This window comes from Bacillus sp. FSL W7-1034, from assembly GCF_038593365.1.
Taxonomy (GTDB): Bacteria; Bacillota; Bacilli; order Bacillales; family Bacillaceae; genus Bacillus; species Bacillus altitudinis.
The window spans coordinates 1502878-1520434 of the sequence record NZ_CP151989.1 but is presented as its reverse complement, the minus strand read 5'-3'; the positions used below and the strand labels follow the sequence as shown (position 1 = coordinate 1520434).

18 protein-coding genes are annotated in these 17557 nt (G+C 41.3%); all 18 read right to left on the bottom strand.

The window, feature by feature from the left end; translation table 11 throughout:
- Positions 1-213 precede the first annotated feature (213 nt).
- Positions 214-708, bottom strand: a complete 495-nt coding sequence (locus NST73_RS07805) for a DivIVA domain-containing protein (RefSeq protein ID WP_008344947.1) — start codon at positions 706-708, stop codon at positions 214-216.
- A 26-nt stretch (positions 709-734) separates the two neighbouring features.
- Positions 735-1511: an RNA-binding protein gene (locus NST73_RS07800; protein WP_216895060.1), complete on the bottom strand. Its 777-nt coding sequence runs from the start codon at positions 1509-1511 to the stop codon at positions 735-737.
- Between the two features lie 54 nt (positions 1512-1565).
- A complete protein-coding gene (locus NST73_RS07795; protein ID WP_255290858.1) occupies positions 1566-1850 on the bottom strand; it encodes a YggT family protein in 285 nt (94 codons plus the stop codon).
- Between the two features lie 3 nt (positions 1851-1853).
- Complete coding sequence (sepF, locus tag NST73_RS07790) at positions 1854-2312, bottom strand: cell division protein SepF (protein WP_342499501.1); 459 nt, start codon at positions 2310-2312, stop codon at positions 1854-1856.
- A gap of 1 nt (position 2313) precedes the next feature.
- Positions 2314-3003: a YggS family pyridoxal phosphate-dependent enzyme gene (locus tag NST73_RS07785; protein ID WP_026050091.1), complete on the bottom strand. Its 690-nt coding sequence runs from the start codon at positions 3001-3003 to the stop codon at positions 2314-2316.
- Positions 3004-3009: 6 nt separating this feature from the next.
- Positions 3010-3873 (bottom strand): peptidoglycan editing factor PgeF, encoded by an 864-nt coding sequence (gene pgeF, locus NST73_RS07780; protein ID WP_035700679.1) that lies wholly within the window; start codon positions 3871-3873, stop codon positions 3010-3012.
- Between the two features lie 212 nt (positions 3874-4085).
- Entirely contained in the window at positions 4086-4322 is a 237-nt protein-coding gene (locus NST73_RS07775; RefSeq protein ID WP_008344958.1) for a YlmC/YmxH family sporulation protein, read from the bottom strand.
- Between the two features lie 79 nt (positions 4323-4401).
- Positions 4402-5178 (bottom strand): ABC transporter ATP-binding protein, encoded by a 777-nt coding sequence (locus NST73_RS07770; protein ID WP_019743283.1) that lies wholly within the window; start codon positions 5176-5178, stop codon positions 4402-4404.
- A gap of 128 nt (positions 5179-5306) precedes the next feature.
- Positions 5307-5663 carry a PTS glucitol/sorbitol transporter subunit IIA gene (locus NST73_RS07765; RefSeq protein WP_007499733.1) on the bottom strand — a complete coding sequence of 119 codons (357 nt, stop codon included), beginning with the start codon at positions 5661-5663 and terminating at the stop codon, positions 5307-5309.
- A gap of 26 nt (positions 5664-5689) precedes the next feature.
- Positions 5690-6700: a PTS glucitol/sorbitol transporter subunit IIB gene (locus NST73_RS07760; protein WP_024720315.1), complete on the bottom strand. Its 1011-nt coding sequence runs from the start codon at positions 6698-6700 to the stop codon at positions 5690-5692.
- Positions 6701-6713: 13 nt separating this feature from the next.
- A complete protein-coding gene (locus NST73_RS07755) occupies positions 6714-7244 on the bottom strand; it encodes a PTS glucitol/sorbitol transporter subunit IIC (RefSeq protein ID WP_003210918.1) in 531 nt (176 codons plus the stop codon).
- A 17-nt stretch (positions 7245-7261) separates the two neighbouring features.
- Positions 7262-7693 carry a transcriptional regulator GutM gene (locus NST73_RS07750; RefSeq protein WP_008354650.1) on the bottom strand — a complete coding sequence of 144 codons (432 nt, stop codon included), beginning with the start codon at positions 7691-7693 and terminating at the stop codon, positions 7262-7264.
- A 12-nt stretch (positions 7694-7705) separates the two neighbouring features.
- Positions 7706-8950 carry an SAF domain-containing protein gene (locus NST73_RS07745; protein ID WP_274660257.1) on the bottom strand — a complete coding sequence of 415 codons (1245 nt, stop codon included), beginning with the start codon at positions 8948-8950 and terminating at the stop codon, positions 7706-7708.
- A gap of 243 nt (positions 8951-9193) precedes the next feature.
- Positions 9194-10132, bottom strand: coding sequence for a sugar-binding transcriptional regulator (locus NST73_RS07740; protein ID WP_024720314.1), 939 nt, complete (start codon positions 10130-10132; stop codon positions 9194-9196).
- A gap of 150 nt (positions 10133-10282) precedes the next feature.
- Complete coding sequence (gene sigG, locus NST73_RS07735) at positions 10283-11062, bottom strand: RNA polymerase sporulation sigma factor SigG (RefSeq protein ID WP_003211879.1); 780 nt, start codon at positions 11060-11062, stop codon at positions 10283-10285.
- A gap of 143 nt (positions 11063-11205) precedes the next feature.
- On the bottom strand, positions 11206-11925 hold the full coding sequence (gene sigE / locus NST73_RS07730) for an RNA polymerase sporulation sigma factor SigE (protein ID WP_007499746.1): 720 nt from the start codon (positions 11923-11925) through the stop codon (positions 11206-11208).
- A 59-nt stretch (positions 11926-11984) separates the two neighbouring features.
- Positions 11985-12914 carry a sigma-E processing peptidase SpoIIGA gene (gene spoIIGA / locus NST73_RS07725; protein WP_017367198.1) on the bottom strand — a complete coding sequence of 310 codons (930 nt, stop codon included), beginning with the start codon at positions 12912-12914 and terminating at the stop codon, positions 11985-11987.
- A gap of 249 nt (positions 12915-13163) precedes the next feature.
- Complete coding sequence (locus tag NST73_RS07720) at positions 13164-17477, bottom strand: S8 family serine peptidase (RefSeq protein WP_342499552.1); 4314 nt, start codon at positions 17475-17477, stop codon at positions 13164-13166.
- Positions 17478-17557 lie beyond the last annotated feature (80 nt).

Genomic DNA, 17557 nt, shown 5'->3' with positions numbered 1-17557 from the left:
ACGTGATCTGACGCCTTTTCTTACTCATTCATTTCAGAAAAGGAACTAAAGGGGTGATCTCATTGCAGCGTTTCGTAATGTCAGGCTTCCACCGTCCCTGATTCGCTTTATTACGCATGTAACCGCTGCGAGTGTCCCTTTCAAACGTTTATCTCTTGTTAATTTATGATGGTATTATATGCAACATGAGCACGTCATGTCAAGGTGATGCGCTTATTCTTTTTCGTCAAAGACAGCGTCAACTTCATATTCCAGCAAATGATCCCAATCATCATTTTTCAGAAGATCAAGCTGAGCTTCGATGAGCATTTGGAAACGAGTTCTAAAGACTTTCGACTGTTTCTTGAGCTCTTCGATTTCCATTGCAATCTTTCTTGATTTTGATAACGCTTCGTTGATAATACGGTCTGCATTTTTCTCAGCTTCACGAATGATCAATTTCGCTTCTTTATCAGAATGACGCTTCACGTCTTCTGCTGCTTCTTGCGCCACAAGAATGGATTTGTTTAATGTTTCTTCAATTGTTGCAAAATGGCCTAGTCTTTCATCAAGCTCGTTGACTTTGTCTTCAAGCTCGTTCTTTTTGCGAAGTACGATCTCGTAATCTTTACGTACTTGGCTTAAAAACTCATTTACTTCATCTTCGTCATAGCCGCGAAAACTTTTTGTGAATGTTTTATTATGAATATCATTAGGTGTTAATGGCACTCTTGCCACCTCCAGATTCAAATTCGTTATGTCAGAAGCTCAAATGTTACTTTGAATTTATCTTTTTTCGTCTTCCCATCAATTGTTTTTAAGCTAAAGCGGCCAAATCCCCTGACAGAGAGCTGATCACCTTCACCAATTGTAAAGGAAGGGTCTTCAGTGACTTTCCAGTTTACTTTGACAAGACCATTTTTGACCAAAAGCTGTGCTTTTTGCCGAGACTGACGGCTGACAGCAGCACATACAGCGTCAAGCCGCAGTGAAGAAATCGTATCTTCTTTGATATCGGTTTTGCTGATGACTGGCTGAAGATCTGCCTTGCTGATTTCCTCTAATGAAACAGATGCTCTGCCGACATGCGTCAGCTGAGCCCGAACAAAATCGGCAACATCGCTTGTACAAATAAATTGCACGTTGTCCTCTGAAAACAACAAATCACCGAATTTTTGACGCTTCAGGCCTGTCCCAATGAGCGAACCGAGAAGGTTGGGGTGTTCTATCGAAATAAACTTTTTCGCATAGTTCACCTGAAAATAAGTCAGTTCAAAATCCTGCATGGTCGGTGCTAAATAGTCAGGATAGATCAAAGCCCTTTTCCGCTCTGCTTCCTCATACCCGCCAAAAAACATGAGACCCAGCTCATCAGAATGCTGAATCACGGACTGGGTAATGAACTGCTCACGCGGATCAAGAAAGTCTGTTAATTTCATTCGATATTGTTCGAGTGCGATGTTTTTCCAGCCTAATACTTGGTCGACAAATGGCTGTTCGTCTTTTCTAAAATGTTGATAAATATCGCTCATTTTGTTCCCCTTTTATGTAAAAGAGCCTGGCAGATGCCAAGCCCGGCAGCCTGTTTACATGAATCGTACAATCATATTATAAAGACCAGTTAGTCCATACGATGATGCGAAACGAATCACAAGCAATGCCACAATCGGCGAGATGTCAATCATGCCAATTGGCGGAATAATTTTACGGAATGGTTCTAAATACGGTTCGCAAATGTTTGTCAAGAAGCGGCCAATCGCTGTTTCTCTTGCAGATGGCACCCATGACATAAAGATGTAAATAATGATCGCGAATGAGTAAATCGTTAATACCGTACCCAAAATATTAAAAATGAAATTTAGAATAACTATGATTTACCACCTCTGAGGTTCTTCCTCTGTCAATAGTTCTGATATTGTGCCAGATACATCCACATTATCAGGTGTGCAGAGGAATATATTCGAGCCAATACGCTGAATGTCTCCACCGATTGCATAAACCGTTCCGCTTAAGAAGTCGATGATTCGCTTTGCTTGATCGTGCTGAATGCGCTGCAAATTGACGACGACTGCACGCCGATTTTTAATATGATCTGCAATCTCCTGTGCCTCTGCATAAACACGCGGCTCACTTAACACCACTTTAGAGGATTTTTGCACGCTTTGCAAGCTGACGACATTTTGTTTTCCTGCCTGAGAACGCTCTTGAAATGCCGCTTTATCTTTTGTGTTTTTTTCTTCTTGTGCTGGTTCTCTTTCTTCATCAATATATTCGTACTCATACTCTTCATCATCGAGTGTGAAGAAGCTTTTAAACTTATTTTTTATGCTCATGTCACGCACCTCCTGTTTCATTTCCAACAAGTGAAGAGCCAATCCGAACAAATGTCGCACCTTCTTCAATTGCGATTTCAAAATCGTTTGACATGCCCATCGATAAATGCTGACAAGGTGCATTTACTTGGTTCAGTTGTTTTACCTCTTGTTGAAGGCTTTTTAATGTTTTAAAACAGTTTCGTATCACCGTGTGATCATCTGTAAATGGAGCCATCGTCATGAGTCCAGCAATTTCAATATGTTTGAAATCAGCCAGCTGTTTGACAAATGGAATCACGTCTTCGCTTTGTAAGCCGTGTTTTGACTCCTCAAGTGATGTGTTCACCTGTACAAAACAGCGAACCGTGTGATCCGCTCTTTTTTCAATTTCATTCGCAAGAGACATTCTGTCTAGCGAATGTAAGTAGTCAATGGTCTGAATGACAGATTTCACTTTTCGCGTCTGTAAACTGCCGATGAAGTGCCAGCTAATGTTTTCATCGGTTATGGCTGCCTGTTTTTCAAGTAACCCTTGGTCACGATTTTCACCAAAGTGCAAAATTCCGGCATCCTTGGCTTCTAATGCTCGTTCAATCGAGACATACTTTGTGACAGCGACAACCGATACATCGTCTGGATGTCTACCTGCTCTTTTACATGCTTCGTTTATTTGTTCATTTATTTGTCTGAGATTCTCTCGTACATTCAATTGCACTTATGCCTCCTTAAACCCGACAAAAGACATCATACGTCCTGTTTTCCCTTGATCACGCCGGTGTGAGAAGAAATGCTGCTCATTGCAACTTGTGCACATCGAACTGACATGTATGTTTTCTTCTTTTAATCCTGCATGAAGTAATACGTTTTTGTTTAGTGTTTTTAAGTCAATTTTGTATTGTCCTTGTGACATCTCGGAATACACATCCTCTGTTGAAAAAGGAAGCTGTTTCACTTGATCTATGACAACATCATCTACTATGTAGCAGCAGCTGCCAATGGATGGTCCAATGACGACTTGTATATGATCGGCATCAGCGCCTTCTTGGCGAACCCATGCATCAACCATGTTGGCGCCAATTTGTTTGACGGTTCCTTTCCAGCCGGCATGAGCCGTTCCAATCAGCCCAGATTGCGGAGCTAGAAAATAAAGCGGAACACAGTCAGCGAAACAAAGAGCGAGCATGATGTTTGGTTCAGAGGTGTATAAACCATCTGTTCTAGAGAGTGCTTCATCATACTGAAGACTTCCTCTTCCCTTTTGTTCCTTCGTGACTTTCATGATGCGATCCTCGTGTGTTTGGTCAGCAAACACCCAATTAGAGAGCGGCACAGCAGTAGCGTCTGCAATGACTTGACGATTCATTTGGACACTAGAAGCATCATCTCCTACATGGAGTCCAGTGTTCATTGATTGATATGGAGAAAGACTAAAGCCGCCATTTTTTGTCGTAAAACCGGCCAATATCTCTTTTCCAGAACATGTCATGTTCGTCCAATCATGAATCAGCATTGCATAAGGTGATTTCTGCTGAAAGGGGTCATATTTGTCTATCAAAGCTGCCTCCCACCTTTCATTCATCTCTCTTAATATCGCTCCTATTTTACCACAAGACCTGCTAAGACAGTTAGTGGGATTCATTAAATATTACACTCAAATGTGCCCTTTCTACAGGTTTTTTTTCAAATTGATATGAAAACGTAATCTTTTTACCCGAAAAAGACATTGATTGCTGAGAATGGAGAGCTTGTTTTAAGGAAAATTTGATCTATTAGTTGAGGAATTTACACAAATTAAGAAGACAAACGGACAAGTATCACATCTTCGCCAATTTTTACTATATTTCTCCACGGGACAATCATTTCCTCTTCTTTTCCGAAAAATCCCATCATTTTACCTGTACCGCCAATGATAATCGCTTGTATTTTACCGCTCGTGACATTGATATCGATGTCTCCAATAGTACCTAATTTTTTTCCGCTGGACACATCGACGACATCTTTGATTTGGAATTCAGAAATACTGATCATCTGTCCTTCCCCGCCTTTCGTTTTCTACTATAATATGTATGATGGAAAAGCAGGGAAGCAGACCAATAGTTTCTCTTATCTACAATTTACTTAAGTGAGGGCGGCCGTTTTGCCACATGACTTCGACTGGACATTCAAAAAAGGAAGAAAGCAAGTCACTTGTCATCATCTGCTTTGTCTCCCCTTTATGAAAAACAGTACCTTCTTTTAATAATAAGGTGTGCTGAAAAATCGGGAGAATCTCTTCTGCATGGTGGGTCGTATAGAGCAATGTGGGCGCATCTGGTTTTGATGCAATCAATGAGATCGTCTCTAGCACCTGTTCTCTTGCTAAAAAATCAAGACCCGTCACAGGTTCATCTAAGATCAGAAGCTTCGGATCATTCATTAAAGCTCTTGCGATGAGCACTTTTTGTTTCTCTCCTTGCGACAGGGTTTCATACGTGCGATTGGCATATTGAAACGAGCCAAATGTTTTTAATAAATCAATCGCCTTCTCTCTTATCTCATCTGTCGGTGTTTCATAAAGTCCGATGGAAGCAAATGCCCCGCTCAAAACAATTTCAAATGCATTGTCATCTCTGTGCAGCTTCTTTTCAAGACCAGCAGAGATGAGACCAATTTTCTTCCTTAGTTTTTCACCAAGCGCTTCCTTGCCAAACACATGGCCTAACACCGTCATCTCACCTGACGTTGGAAAATAATATGAGCAAAGCATATTTAATAAAGCCGTTTTCCCAGCACCATTTAAACCATAAAGCACCCAGTGTTCCTGGTTTTTCACCTGCCAGTCAATAGAACGAAGCAGCCATTTTCCATTTCGTTTTAAAGAAACATCCTTCAAGTCAAGCGACACGATCTTTTCCCCCTGAATAAAAATTCTGAATATACAAATAATAACGTCTACAGCATATCGCAAATGTTTCAATCAGTAAACCTAACGCAAAAAAGCTGCTCCCTATAAGGAACAGCTTTTTTCCATGGTTACGAAATTTCAATTCGTACGCCTTCTTTAATATCAGGAAACGTATGTGGGGATGCAAAGACAGCTCCCGGTAATACATCATCAAACGGCTCTTGGAAGTAGATCGAAATATGGCCGAGTTCCTTAAAGTTGTCATTTGCTTTATTGCCTAAAGCAGTAATGGTATAAGTTTGGTCGCCCACTTGAATCGTTCCGCCTAATTTCAGCGGCTCTTCTTCTAAGTGTTCAAACTCATGAATGACAGACATATCTCTTAATTCCTGCGGCGCTGCTGGTCCAAATAAAACAATCAGCTTATCTTCTTTAAACTGCGGGACTAAGATCCCAATTTCTTTTACGACAGATTGTGTTACCATGTATCTCGATTCCTCCTTTAATACGTTTAATACATACCGAAGCTGGCAACGTATGCGATCACAACAGATAGAACGCCTGTAATGAGACGGCTATACAAAACAGCTGGTACCCCATATTGTACCGTTTCCGGCTTCGCTTCACCAAGTGATAGCCCAACCGGGATAAAGTCACACCCTACTTGACCGTTGATCGCAAACAGTGCTGGAAGAGCAAATTGAGGCGGAATGTTTCCTAGTGCAATTTGACTACCAATCAGTACACCGATGACTTGTGCGATGACTGCCCCAGGTCCTAAGACAGGCGATAGGAACGGTAAGGTACAGACAACAACGAGCAGTAAGAGCCCCCATAAAGATCCTGCCAAAGGTGAAAGGAAATGGGCAATCAGATCACCGATTTTTGTATAATTGATAATTCCAATTAACATACTGACAAAGGCCATGAATGGAATAATGTTTTTAAGGAGCATATCAACAGAATCACGACCAGCTTGATAGAATGTGCCGGTTACTTTTCCGATTCCTCTTGAGAATCTCATGAGGAAATTCCCTTTTTCTTGACGTTCGATATTTTCCTCTTTCAATTTTGAATAGGTTTCTTTGAAATTCTCTTTGTCAATTGGGCCGCTGCTTTCTTGACCTTCTACATTCCCTTCACTATCAGATGCTTCAGCAAAGGAAATATCTTTTTCTGTGACGCCTGATACGAAGATATCCTCTGTAATGTGTTTTGCAAGCGGTCCAGAAGGAGAGGATGCCAGCACATCGACAGTTGGAATGCGTTTCATTGGATAAAGTCCGATTCGCGCTGTTCCTCCGCAGTCAATGACAACACACATCATTTCATCTTCTGGTATAGAATTTTTAAAGCCATCACATGCTTCTGTTCCTGTCATTTCTGCAATTTTACGTGCAACTGGGTGAATGCCTCCTCCTGTAATGGAAACGACCTTTCTTCTTTTACCGGTTGGTTCAAGCTCTAATCCTTTTCCCCATCCGCCAGCACCTTTTGCAACAAATACTTTGTGGTTTGTCATGTCTAACCCTCCCCTATTGTGAATTCGCTTTCATTTTTCCTGCTAAGTACTTTGTGATCCATTCCGTAATGATTCCGCGAAGTAAAATGACAACGATCCCGACTAAGAAGTAACGAACAGCCAGCTCTGACATAGAGTATCCAGCTTCTTTAATCCCGTTCGCAATTCCTAAGTAGACAAACAGTTCTCCTGCGTTGGCATACGGGAACAGTGATGTCACCGGATGAACAAATGAAACAGCTGAATCATAGAATGCTGGTTTTTGTTTTTCAGGTAAGAAGCGGCCAAACGTATAAGCCATTGGGTTTGTCAAAATAAGAACGGATAAGATCGGCATTAACGTATAGCGCAAAATGGTATATTTCGCTGCAAACTGAATCGCTCTATTCACTCGCTCTTCTCCAATAAACTTCATGACAGCATAAGTGAAAGTAAGTAACACAACAAGCGTTGGAACGATACCTGTCACAAGACCCATGAACTGCTTTCCGCCGGCTTCAAACATCCCGATAAAGTGCTCTCCAAACCATTGAATCCATTCCATGTTTCATCTCCCCTTTCTTAGTTCACATTTGTTATATTTTTTTTAGAAATCGAGACAAGCGCCTGCTCCGCTGCCATGGAGAGTGCTTGCATGACAGCTGGTCCCCTTTTGCGCTTTTTCAATGTTTGTTTCATCATGTGATGCTCATCAAGCACAGCCCCCACATGTTTTCCTTCATAGGAAGGCAGTTCCTTAAATTTAGACAAAATCGAGACGCCACCCAGCACATGACACTTTTGAATGATGTATGATTCATCGACAATGATGAGCGCAATGGCTCCAGGACCAAATTTGCGCCGCTCCATTCCTGAAAACAAGTGATAGCCTTGTTTCCCTTTATAGTCGTCAATCAGTGAATCCATGCTCTTGCGGTAGTACTTGATTTGAATAAACGATAAACCATACTGCACAATCAAAATGATACAAAGTACGATTGCTAATTTTTCCATAGCCTCACGTCCTTATGATTGAAATAAGTGATCTTGTAATGAACGCAGCTTCCAGACCGTTGTGCTTGCATCAAGTTCTACATCATCATGAGATAGGAATTGCCCCAATTTGATATCTTTTTTCGCTACCACTTTTCCGCTGATTAAGCCAATTGGGATGTGGCCGTTCGCTTTCATGTCTTGATGTGTTTCAAGTACACCTCTTACGGAGTATCCGCCAATACCATCAAGTGTTTCTCCTGCTTTAATATCTCTTTTCGCCACAGCGACAGTTTCTGATACTGGTACACCAATTGGATGGATTGAAGAATCGTGTTGTAAGACTGCTTTTGCGATCGTCACTGGTGTTTCAAGACTTGCTAAGTGGAAAGGACGATACAGTGTGTAGTGAGGACCTTTTCCAACTTTTAAGTAGCGAAGTTCTTCATCTACTGGCTCAAGCTCACTCTTGACGATGACAAAGACACCTGGTGCAAGTCCGTTTACATATTCAACGACTCCGAAGTTATCCAGTACGCCGCCTTGCTGTTTTTGATTTAATTTATCTGCTACATTTTCTAAATTCGCTTCTACTCCATGCATGCCGACTTTATCAGGCAAAAGTCCTGTTGCATTACTTAATAGGTTCATTTCTGCCATCGTTTTTGTTCCGTCTTGGAATGCTGCCAGCATGTGGGCACTCATATGTTTACTATCTGCTTCAGCTTTACACGTATCTGGGTTTGCTTCTGGGAAGAATGGGTTGTTCTTACCTTTCCCAGCAACCAATACTTCAAGCCCCATTGTTTTTGCAAATTCGTATAGTTCTAGCGTTGCTGCTGGTTCATCTCCAGCTGATCCAGAGTAAACAAGTCCTGCATTCGTGAATAATTTATGCATGACCAAGCCGATCGTAATATCGACTTCTACATTTAAAAGAACGAGATGTTTTTTTGAATTAAGCGCTTCCAAAGAAATGTTTGCTCCGACCTCTGGAACACCTGTTGCATCCACAACGACTTCCACAGAATCTGATTGAATCACTTCTCTGTAATCATTTGTGACGACCATTTGATGTGGTTTCGCATGTTGCTTGTAAAAATTCGCTGCTTTCTCAGCTGCACTAAGATGAATATCACAAACACCTGCGACAATCATGCCTGGAATTTTAGAAATTTGTGAAATGAGTCCAAACCCCATTTGACCTGCCCCGATAATCCCAACTTTGATTGGATCTCCGCTGCGTTCTCGTGCTAACAATTGTTGATAAATTGACATCTAAATCATCCTTTCAGGTTTTCTTGCTTCACAATAGATTGCTAGAAAAATAATCTGAAACTTTTAACAAATGTTATAAAAATTAACAAAAATCTGTTTACTGTAACATTTGTTATTTTATTTATCATTTGTTATGAACTTAGTTTATATGATGTGTCAACTTTGTGTCAAGATAAAATCGATAAAATTCTCAATCTTTTTGAGTCTAAAGACTCAAAAAAACTACCTAATCGGCTTAGGTAGTTACTTTAATAGGGCATCTCCGGTTTGTTCATCTGTAATTAACACATGAATTAATCCACCTTCTAACGCTGCCCTGATCGCTTCAATTTTTTCTTCTCCTCCAGCGACACCAATCACAAGTGGGATCTCTTTCAGTTTTAGAGGACTGATCCCCATCACCCGGTCGTTCCACGGATGCGGATACACTTCACCTTTATGATCAATAAAGTTATAACAAATGTCACCCGCGACATCTTTCGCTTGCAGGATATCTTCCTCACCACTTGTCATATAGGATTTCACCATCGTTGAATGTTGCGGAACCCCACCTATTCCTACGACCGCGATATTTGATGATTCTCCTAATTCAATGACTTTTTTGATCGACGGCTGTCTAATGAGTACATCTTTCGCTTCTTTCGTATCAAGCATGACAGGCACATGTAAAAACTCACATTTGGATTTGAGTGCTTCTGAGCATCTTCCAATAATATAGTTGGCATGAATATCAACATCTTCATTTCCGACGCCTCCGACAAGCGGAACAAATGTCACAGATGGAAAATGCTGAACAGACGTAAGCGCTTTCGCCATTTCATGCAAGGTTGTCCCTGATGAAAAACCGATGACTTGTCCATCCTTCATGACTTTTAATAAAAAGCCCGCAGCCGCAGCTCCTATTCGACTTTTTGTTGTTTCTTGACTGAGAGATTCCACACACACGACTTCTCGCAGCCCATATTTTCGCTCTATTTTTCTTTCTAACGAACCATATTGTTGATTTACTTCATCATGAATAATGATTTCCACGATTCCTGCTTCACGTGCTTTTGCCAAATATTTCGATATGAGCGAACGGCTAACCCCAACAGCTTCTGCAATTTTAGATTGAGTGGCGCCTTCTTCATAGTACATATGCGCAACCTTAATGAGCAGCCTTCTTTCATCATGGAATGTCATAATAACCCTTCTTTCCGCTTCTCTATTCCCTCACAAATGATATTTTAAATAACATTTGTTAAAAACAGATTAAATGAAAAAAATAACAGAGTCAATACTACAGATGGGTTCTCTAAAAAGAATGAAAAAAGCCGCACATCAGCGGCGGCTTTAAAAAATATTTTTATTCATTTGTTTGATTGCTGCTTTTTCAAGCCTTGATACTTGTGCTTGAGAAATGCCGATTTCTTCTGCCACTTCCATTTGTGTTTTGCCTTGGAAAAAGCGTTTACGAAGAATCATTTTTTCTCGATCATTCAATCTGCGCATTCCCTCTTTTAAGGCCAATTCTTCTACCCATTGTGTATCTTTGTTCCGTTCATCACTAATTTGATCCATCACATAAATCGGATCTCCTCCGTCATTATAAATCGGTTCAAACAAAGAAACAGGATCTTGAATGGCATCTAGGGCAAAAACAATTTCCTCATGAGGGACTTCTAACACTTTGGCAATGTCTTCTGCCGTTGGTTCCTTGCTTGTCTCACTAATCAGTCTCTCACGGACTTGAAGCGCCTTATAGGCAATATCTCTTAGTGAACGAGACACCCGGATGGGGTTGTTATCGCGCAAGTATCGACGGATTTCTCCTATGATCATAGGGACCGCATAAGTTGAAAATCTGACATTGTGGCTTAAATCAAAATTATCAATTGATTTCATTAATCCGATACAGCCTACTTGGAAGAGATCATCAACATACTCGCCTCTGTTGTTAAAACGCTGAATCACACTTAAAACCAACCGCAAATTGCCATTGACTAGCTTTTCTCTTGCTGTATCATCACCTTCATCTTGCAGCTGTCTGAATAATTTTCTCATCTCGTCGTTTTTCAGAACAGGCAGTTTGGAGGTGTCGACTCCGCAGATTTCCACTTTATTTCTGGACACTTTTTTCCCTCCCTACAGGAGCTGTTGTACAAAGTTCAGTATCTCCGTGGGATGGAAAAATATGCACGGTCTATGACGAGAAATATGTGAAAAAATGGTGATCCCTTTGACAGTACAGGGATAAAGCTTTCAAAAATTTTTTTTTAGACCATCTTATTAAATTCTTTTTGCAATCGTTTAATAATTCTTTTTTCGAGCCTTGAAATATAGGACTGAGAAATACCAAGCATGTCGGCAACATCTTTTTGGGTCTTTTCTTCACCGCCAACTAAACCGAATCTCAGTTCCATGATCTGTTTTTCACGATCGTTTAATTGTTCTAACGCTTTTTTCAGTAATTTTTTATCGACATTTGCTTCAATATCCCGGGTGATAATATCATCATCTGTCCCAAGTACATCTGATAAAAGCAATTCATTGCCGTCCCAATCGATGTTAAGCGGTTCATCAAACGATACTTCTGAACGAATTTTATTATTTCGGCGTAAATACATCAAAATTTCATTTTCAATACATCTAGACGCATATGTGGCCAGTTTGATCTTTTTTTCTGGATTAAACGTATTTACTGCCTTTATGAGGCCTATCGTTCCGATACTAATCAAATCCTCAATATTAATGCCTGTGTTTTCAAATTTTCTTGCGATATAAACGACCAATCGCAAGTTTCTTTCGATCAAAATGGCTCTTGCTGTTTGATCACCTTTAGGTAATTTAACGAGCAATTCTTGTTCTTCATCCTTTGATAATGGCGGAGGCAGTGCCTCACTTCCACCAATATAATAAATCTCATCACTCTTTAGCCCTAGCTTCATGAGGAGTTTATACCAGTAGTAAGTGAGTTTAAATTTTAATTTTTTCATCTTCTTCTCCCTTCTAAATGTCCAGTTGACTTCGTAAGATAAAAGACATCACAAAAAAACTACGACACCCCTTGTATCATTTTTCCGTCTAACATCTCTGGATGAATGATGGATTGAAATTCCTGATCTGCTGATAATCCACTTAGACTCATCCCAACAAAACACTTCGCTGGCTGGATCATATGCGTTTTTGTATAAAGGACGACCGTATCTGGTTTAAAGCATAGTAGAAACCCGTGATCATGACCGACTGCGCGATACGGAACGAGTCTTAAACGATCAAGCAGCGGAAAATGGTCATCAAGCTTTTGCATCACTTCAACAGGATGAAACTGTTTCATTTTTTCTATAAATGGCTCTCCGAAAATAGATGTGAGCTGATCGAGCTGGACGATCATGACAGGTGTTTTCGTCAATGGATCATACAGCTGATTTCCAGAATCGACCAGACCATTTAAGCGGATTGTTTCTCCTTGAATGTGTATCTCCACAAGTACTTGTTCGTCATATTGTCTTTTTTTCGCACCAACCTCTCCTAATCGTTTCTTTGAAAACAGCCAAATGGCCGGAAAGCCAGTGAGAACAAAAAGCCAGCTAATGGGATCACCAAATCCATCATTTTGTGAAATAAGCAGTCCATCTTGAATGACTGTATTTGTCTGCAAAAACGAATGAACCCCGATCATGCCCCCTCCCATCAAAAATGTGACAAAGTAAAAAGCAAACAGGTTTTGAAAAAAGGAACGAAATCTTTGAAAGCCAAAGGTTCCAAGCACGATCAAGACAGAAAAAAGCAGTTTACCTAAAGGATGCGACACAATCATTGCAAATGGCGTAAAGAGCAAGAGAACAATGCTCGATCCAATGAGAGCTCCTAACATATATCGCCTTTTTTTCACTTGTCGTTTGAGAATAAATGCCGTGAGTAAGAGCAGCAATAGATCAAAACAAAAGTTTAACAGCCAAATGACATCTAAATAAATGACCACCTTCTGCTCCTTTCATCTGAAACAAAGAATCAAAAGCAGTACTTGCACTTGTTTGTACCAGTATAAAACAGTCATCGGATGGAAGTCTGTCAATTCTTGTAGGGGATGATAGAGAACTTTTGGTGGATTGTTATCGTTTTTGTCGACGTATGAGACAGAAAGAACATCCGAATGATTTGTTGGACAAGTGTCTCCTCTACCCATTGCACAAAAAAAGACACGCTCCGAAGAGTCGTGTCTTTTTCGCTGTCATTCTTTCTCATTGATGGTGAGTGTTCCTTCTGCCTTCTGTCTTGTGACATTTCCATAATCATCTTTGACAATGACTTCAATCACTACACCTTTTGCTTTTGCAATAGATGTCGCCGTCCAGTAGCCTTCATATGTTCCCGGTGCTACTTCACGAATCGGCAGTTCGGTTGTGTTTTGAAGTTTTGATCTAGCATTTGTTAGCGGCATATGAAGAACAAAGGTGGCATCTAGCTTTTCCCTGCTTTTAAATGAAATCTTAACCGATTCACCTGATGATAGATTCATATTGTCTTTTGGCGTTAATTCAGAAATGACAGGTGCATCATATTGAACATCGATGTCGACCTTTTTAGTCGTTTTGTTTCCAGCTGCATCTTTTGCTGTCACTTTGATTGTATTTTTCCCGTTCTCAAGCAGCACCCTTGCAGAATATGCCCCATCCTTTACGGTCGCTTTTTTTCCATTGACTGTGACTTGATCTAGATAATCATCCGCTACTTTCCCTTCCACCGTGAGTGATTCTCTATTAGACTTGTCGCCTTTTTTCGGTGTATCAATGGTCAACGTCGGTGCTGTTTGATCGATGATCACCTTGACTGGCTTGGAATGTTTTGTTGAGCCTTTATCCGTTACAGTCGCCGCCGTGAAGACATGCTCTCCACTTGGAACAGATACATTTTCTTTGAAAGTACCCGACTCATCTGATTTGACGTTGGCCACCTCTTCATCATTCTGATAAATGGCCACATCGAGACCCGGAGAGGCTGTGCCTTCAATCGTCAATTCACCTTGATTTGTAATGGTTCCTTCCTTTGGAGAAGTGATTTCTGGTACATCTGCTTCATAGTTTACGAGCGCACGAATCATATAATTCCCCTCTTCTTTCGGAGAAGGAGAAAAAGCACCGCTCGTCAGCTGCCAGCTTCTTTCAGCATTAGGGCCATCTTCATCTGTGGCAAGTCCCGGAGATTCGGTATTCTTTTTCGTTTGAATATAAACAAGATAGAAATCTCCATCCACTGTAATGGCTTGATCTTCTAAATCTACTTTTGTCCATTCACCATTACGCAGCGCATTTGCTTTTAAAGGTCCTGCGATTTTCTCACCTGGTGCGCCACCCTTCCCAGAAGCATCATATACTTCAACAGCAAATTCATCGCCTCCAGGAGCTGGCCATTCTGATGTCCAAAACCGGAAAAGACCACCTGTCACTTGTGCTTGTTTCTTTCCTTTTTCTAATGAAAACTTTACAGCCCAGCCATTGCCAGGATCGTAGAAAGCCCGTGCATTTTCAGCCGTTCCATCATCGTAGCCAATCTCTCCCGGAAAACCGATAAAAGGCTCAAGTTTCACTGACTTTTCAAGTGGCTTTTCCGTCACATCCGCTGTAAACGTATAGCCTTTAAACCCCTTTGCAAAAATTTTGACTGTATAGACACCGCTTAATGCCTCTAGAGAAAATTCACCGGATTCATCTGTTTTCACCGGCTCAATTTTTGCGTCCTCCACAAGATAAACAGTTGCATTCTTCACCTTTTCACCAGTTGTTTCATTGACGACCGTGCCGGAGATCGTTCGTTTCTCTAGCGGCTGTAAGGAGAAATTCGCTTCTGCTGTTTCTTTTGATGCCACTTTGACTTTTTGGGACCGTGATTCAAAGCCGTAAGCTTCCGCTTTCACTGTCCATTCTCCTGCTCCTTGAGACAGCTGATATTTCCCTGTCGCTTCATCGGTGGAAGTTGATTTTCCGCTTTCTAGAACACTGATTTGCGCTTTCATTGGAAGAGCTTGAATAGACGGAGCATCATGACTGTTTTGCTTTTGAAGTTGTACATGTTTATTTTTTACTTTAGCAGGCTTTGCCTTTTTTGGATCAACTGATTTCTTATTCTGGCTTGTGGATTTTTCTTTTTTGATCACACCTAGCTGGTTCTTAGCTTGTTGAGACAAAGCCTCATCTGTGATTTTCACATCATCTAAATAAAAGCCATCTTTTGTGACACTGCCATCTGTTCTTATCTGAAACAGGACTCTCACTTTTTGCCCTTTATAAGCAGATAAATCAACTTCGCCTGCTGTCCACGCATTTGTTTTCCCCGTATAAGCTGTCACTTGAACGGCGTCTTCACCCTCTGGCTGTACATAGACATGCACATAATCATAATTGGCTTCGAGATCATGCCAGTATTGATATTGCAGGTAGGAAGAACCTGAATCTGGTACAGCAATGAGCGGCATAGACAAATTGGCGTCCGTTTTATTTTCATAAGGACTGTCTAAATTGGTGGCATAGACATGTTCCCCGCTAAATGCTTGTTTTGGACCTGTGGACGGTTTTCCCCACTGCCACGGATCTTTTGTTCCACCACTGAACCATCCACTTGGCCATGCTTCAAAATCTTGTGAGTAGCCAGTGGTGATGGATGTTTTAATTGGAAGTGTATAAGAATCTGATGCCGCTTCATTTTCTCCAAAATCTTTCACAATCCATCGGTACGTCACGTTTTCCCCCTCAAGTTCAGGGAGCTGCACCGTATAGGTTCCTTTCAAATGATTTCCATCCGTGCGGTTGGCTTGCAACGTCTCCCATTCACCTTGATCTACTCGGTAAGTCAAAGAAACATTTGTCACTGCTATCCCATCTTCTGCAGTGATGGTCAATGGGGTTGGCGTTGCAGCAAAAATTTCATTCGGACCTTTATGTGAAAAAACAGGTGGTTCTGTATCTTCTCCCTCTTTTGTCACCTGGCCTTCAATCGTACCGATTCCATTGGTTAAAGCAGTAATCGCCTCTCTTGCATCCACTAACCCTGCCCCATAGCCGTTGTTAGGGGATTCAGGAAATTGCTGATCTGTCAGTGGTTTCGCTGTCTCAATGAGAATTTGCTGAATTTCATCAACAGAAAGGTCTGATTGCACTTGGCGAAGAAGAAGAACAACAGCTGAGACATGCGGACCTGCCATCGATGTACCATTCCACCCATCCTCATATCCTTTTCCCGGGATCGAAGAACGAATGTTTACTCCCGGAGCAGCAATATCTGGTTTCATTACGCCATATGGAGAAGGACCCTGAAGGGAGAAAGACCCTAACTTGTTGTCATGATCTGTTGCGCCTGTAGCAAAGGCTTCTTGATAGTTAGCAGGATTTGCAATCGAACCCGCACCGCCTGGATTGAATAAATCGGTATTACCGGCTGAAAATTCTGGAAAGATGTCTGCTGCTCTCCAAGCATTCACTACATCTTTATACCAATCATCAAGACCTGGCCCACCGCCCCACGAATTATTCACAACATCAGGTGCCTTTTCTGGGTGAGGATTTCCGTTATGATCTTTCGGTGCTAAAATCCACTCACCGGCATCTAACAGATCAGCATCTGTACCGCCATCTTCTGAAAAAGCTTTCACTGCAATCCATTCTGCTCCCGGTGCGACCCCAATTTGATTCTTTCCATCTGGCTCAGAACCAACCATTGTGCCTGTCACATGGGTCCCGTGCTCCAAGTCATCATAAGGGACTTCAGAGCCTGTCGTGGCATCATACCAATTCAGTTCATGAGATGGTTCGTTCGGACGAGCAGGATCAAACCCGCGGTATTTTTCTTTTAGCGCAGGATGATCCCATTCGACACCTGTATCAATACTTGCCACAACGGTTCCGGTCCCGTCATAGCCTAAATCCCACGCTTCTGGTGCATGCACCTGAGCAATATTCCATTCGACTCCATCTACTGCTTTGATTTGTTTGTTTGGCTTAGCATGCTTCAAATCAACAGGACGATGAAGTTGACGAGTTTCATTCGGCAGCACTTGAGCTACTTCTGGAAAAGAAGCAACCTTTTCCATCACTTCTTTTGTTGCCGTCACAGCTAGACCATTCACAATATAGTAGGAATGAATATCTTTCACTTGCTTATTCTTTTTTTCCTTTTGTAAATACGCTAGGAGCGCTTGCTGCGTTTCATCAGATGTTGCTCTCAGCTCAGATACAACGGCTGATCTTTTTGTGTACTGCGTTTTAGCCGCAGTTAATTTTTGTTTTTTTGCTTTTGATACAGCTTCTTTTGCTACTTTTTGTACATTCGTTTGTTCCTTCATTTTGACTAAGAAGGTCACCTTATCTTCCTTTTGAAACTGCTTCTTTAATCTCGAAGAAATCTTGGCTTTTGTTGTCTTAGAGGAAACGGCTTCCTCCTGATATGAGGTAGAAGTCGATTTTGCTTGAACCATCCCAAAGCTTGTCATCGTTAAAGTACCAATCACCAAAAGACTCATGAAACGATAGACGGCGGTTTTACGAAACTTCACTTTCAATAAAATCCCTCCTCCTCAAATGGTCAAACAGTGTGTATCCTGCCCCTCCCCCTTCTTTTTGATCATGACAAGTT

What these genes read in the sequence shown, in the direction of transcription:
- NST73_RS07740 (WP_024720314.1), bottom strand. Translation starts at nt 10,132, where the DNA reads ATGACATTCCATGATGAAAGAAGGCTGCTCATTAAGGTTGCGCATATG.
- pgeF (WP_035700679.1), bottom strand. Translation starts at nt 3,873, where the DNA reads ATGAATGAAAGGTGGGAGGCAGCTTTGATAGACAAATATGACCCCTTT.
- NST73_RS07755 (WP_003210918.1), bottom strand. Translation starts at nt 7,244, where the DNA reads ATGGAATGGATTCAATGGTTTGGAGAGCACTTTATCGGGATGTTTGAA.
- NST73_RS07760 (WP_024720315.1), bottom strand. Translation starts at nt 6,700, where the DNA reads ATGACAAACCACAAAGTATTTGTTGCAAAAGGTGCTGGCGGATGGGGA.
- NST73_RS07800 (WP_216895060.1), bottom strand. Translation starts at nt 1,511, where the DNA reads ATGAGCGATATTTATCAACATTTTAGAAAAGACGAACAGCCATTTGTC.
- NST73_RS07750 (WP_008354650.1), bottom strand. Translation starts at nt 7,693, where the DNA reads ATGGAAAAATTAGCAATCGTACTTTGTATCATTTTGATTGTGCAGTAT.
- NST73_RS07765 (WP_007499733.1), bottom strand. Translation starts at nt 5,663, where the DNA reads ATGGTAACACAATCTGTCGTAAAAGAAATTGGGATCTTAGTCCCGCAG.
- NST73_RS07775 (WP_008344958.1), bottom strand. Translation starts at nt 4,322, where the DNA reads ATGATCAGTATTTCTGAATTCCAAATCAAAGATGTCGTCGATGTGTCC.
- sepF (WP_342499501.1), bottom strand. Translation starts at nt 2,312, where the DNA reads ATGAGCATAAAAAATAAGTTTAAAAGCTTCTTCACACTCGATGATGAA.
- NST73_RS07745 (WP_274660257.1), bottom strand. Translation starts at nt 8,950, where the DNA reads ATGTCAATTTATCAACAATTGTTAGCACGAGAACGCAGCGGAGATCCA.
- sigE (WP_007499746.1), bottom strand. Translation starts at nt 11,925, where the DNA reads ATGAAAAAATTAAAATTTAAACTCACTTACTACTGGTATAAACTCCTC.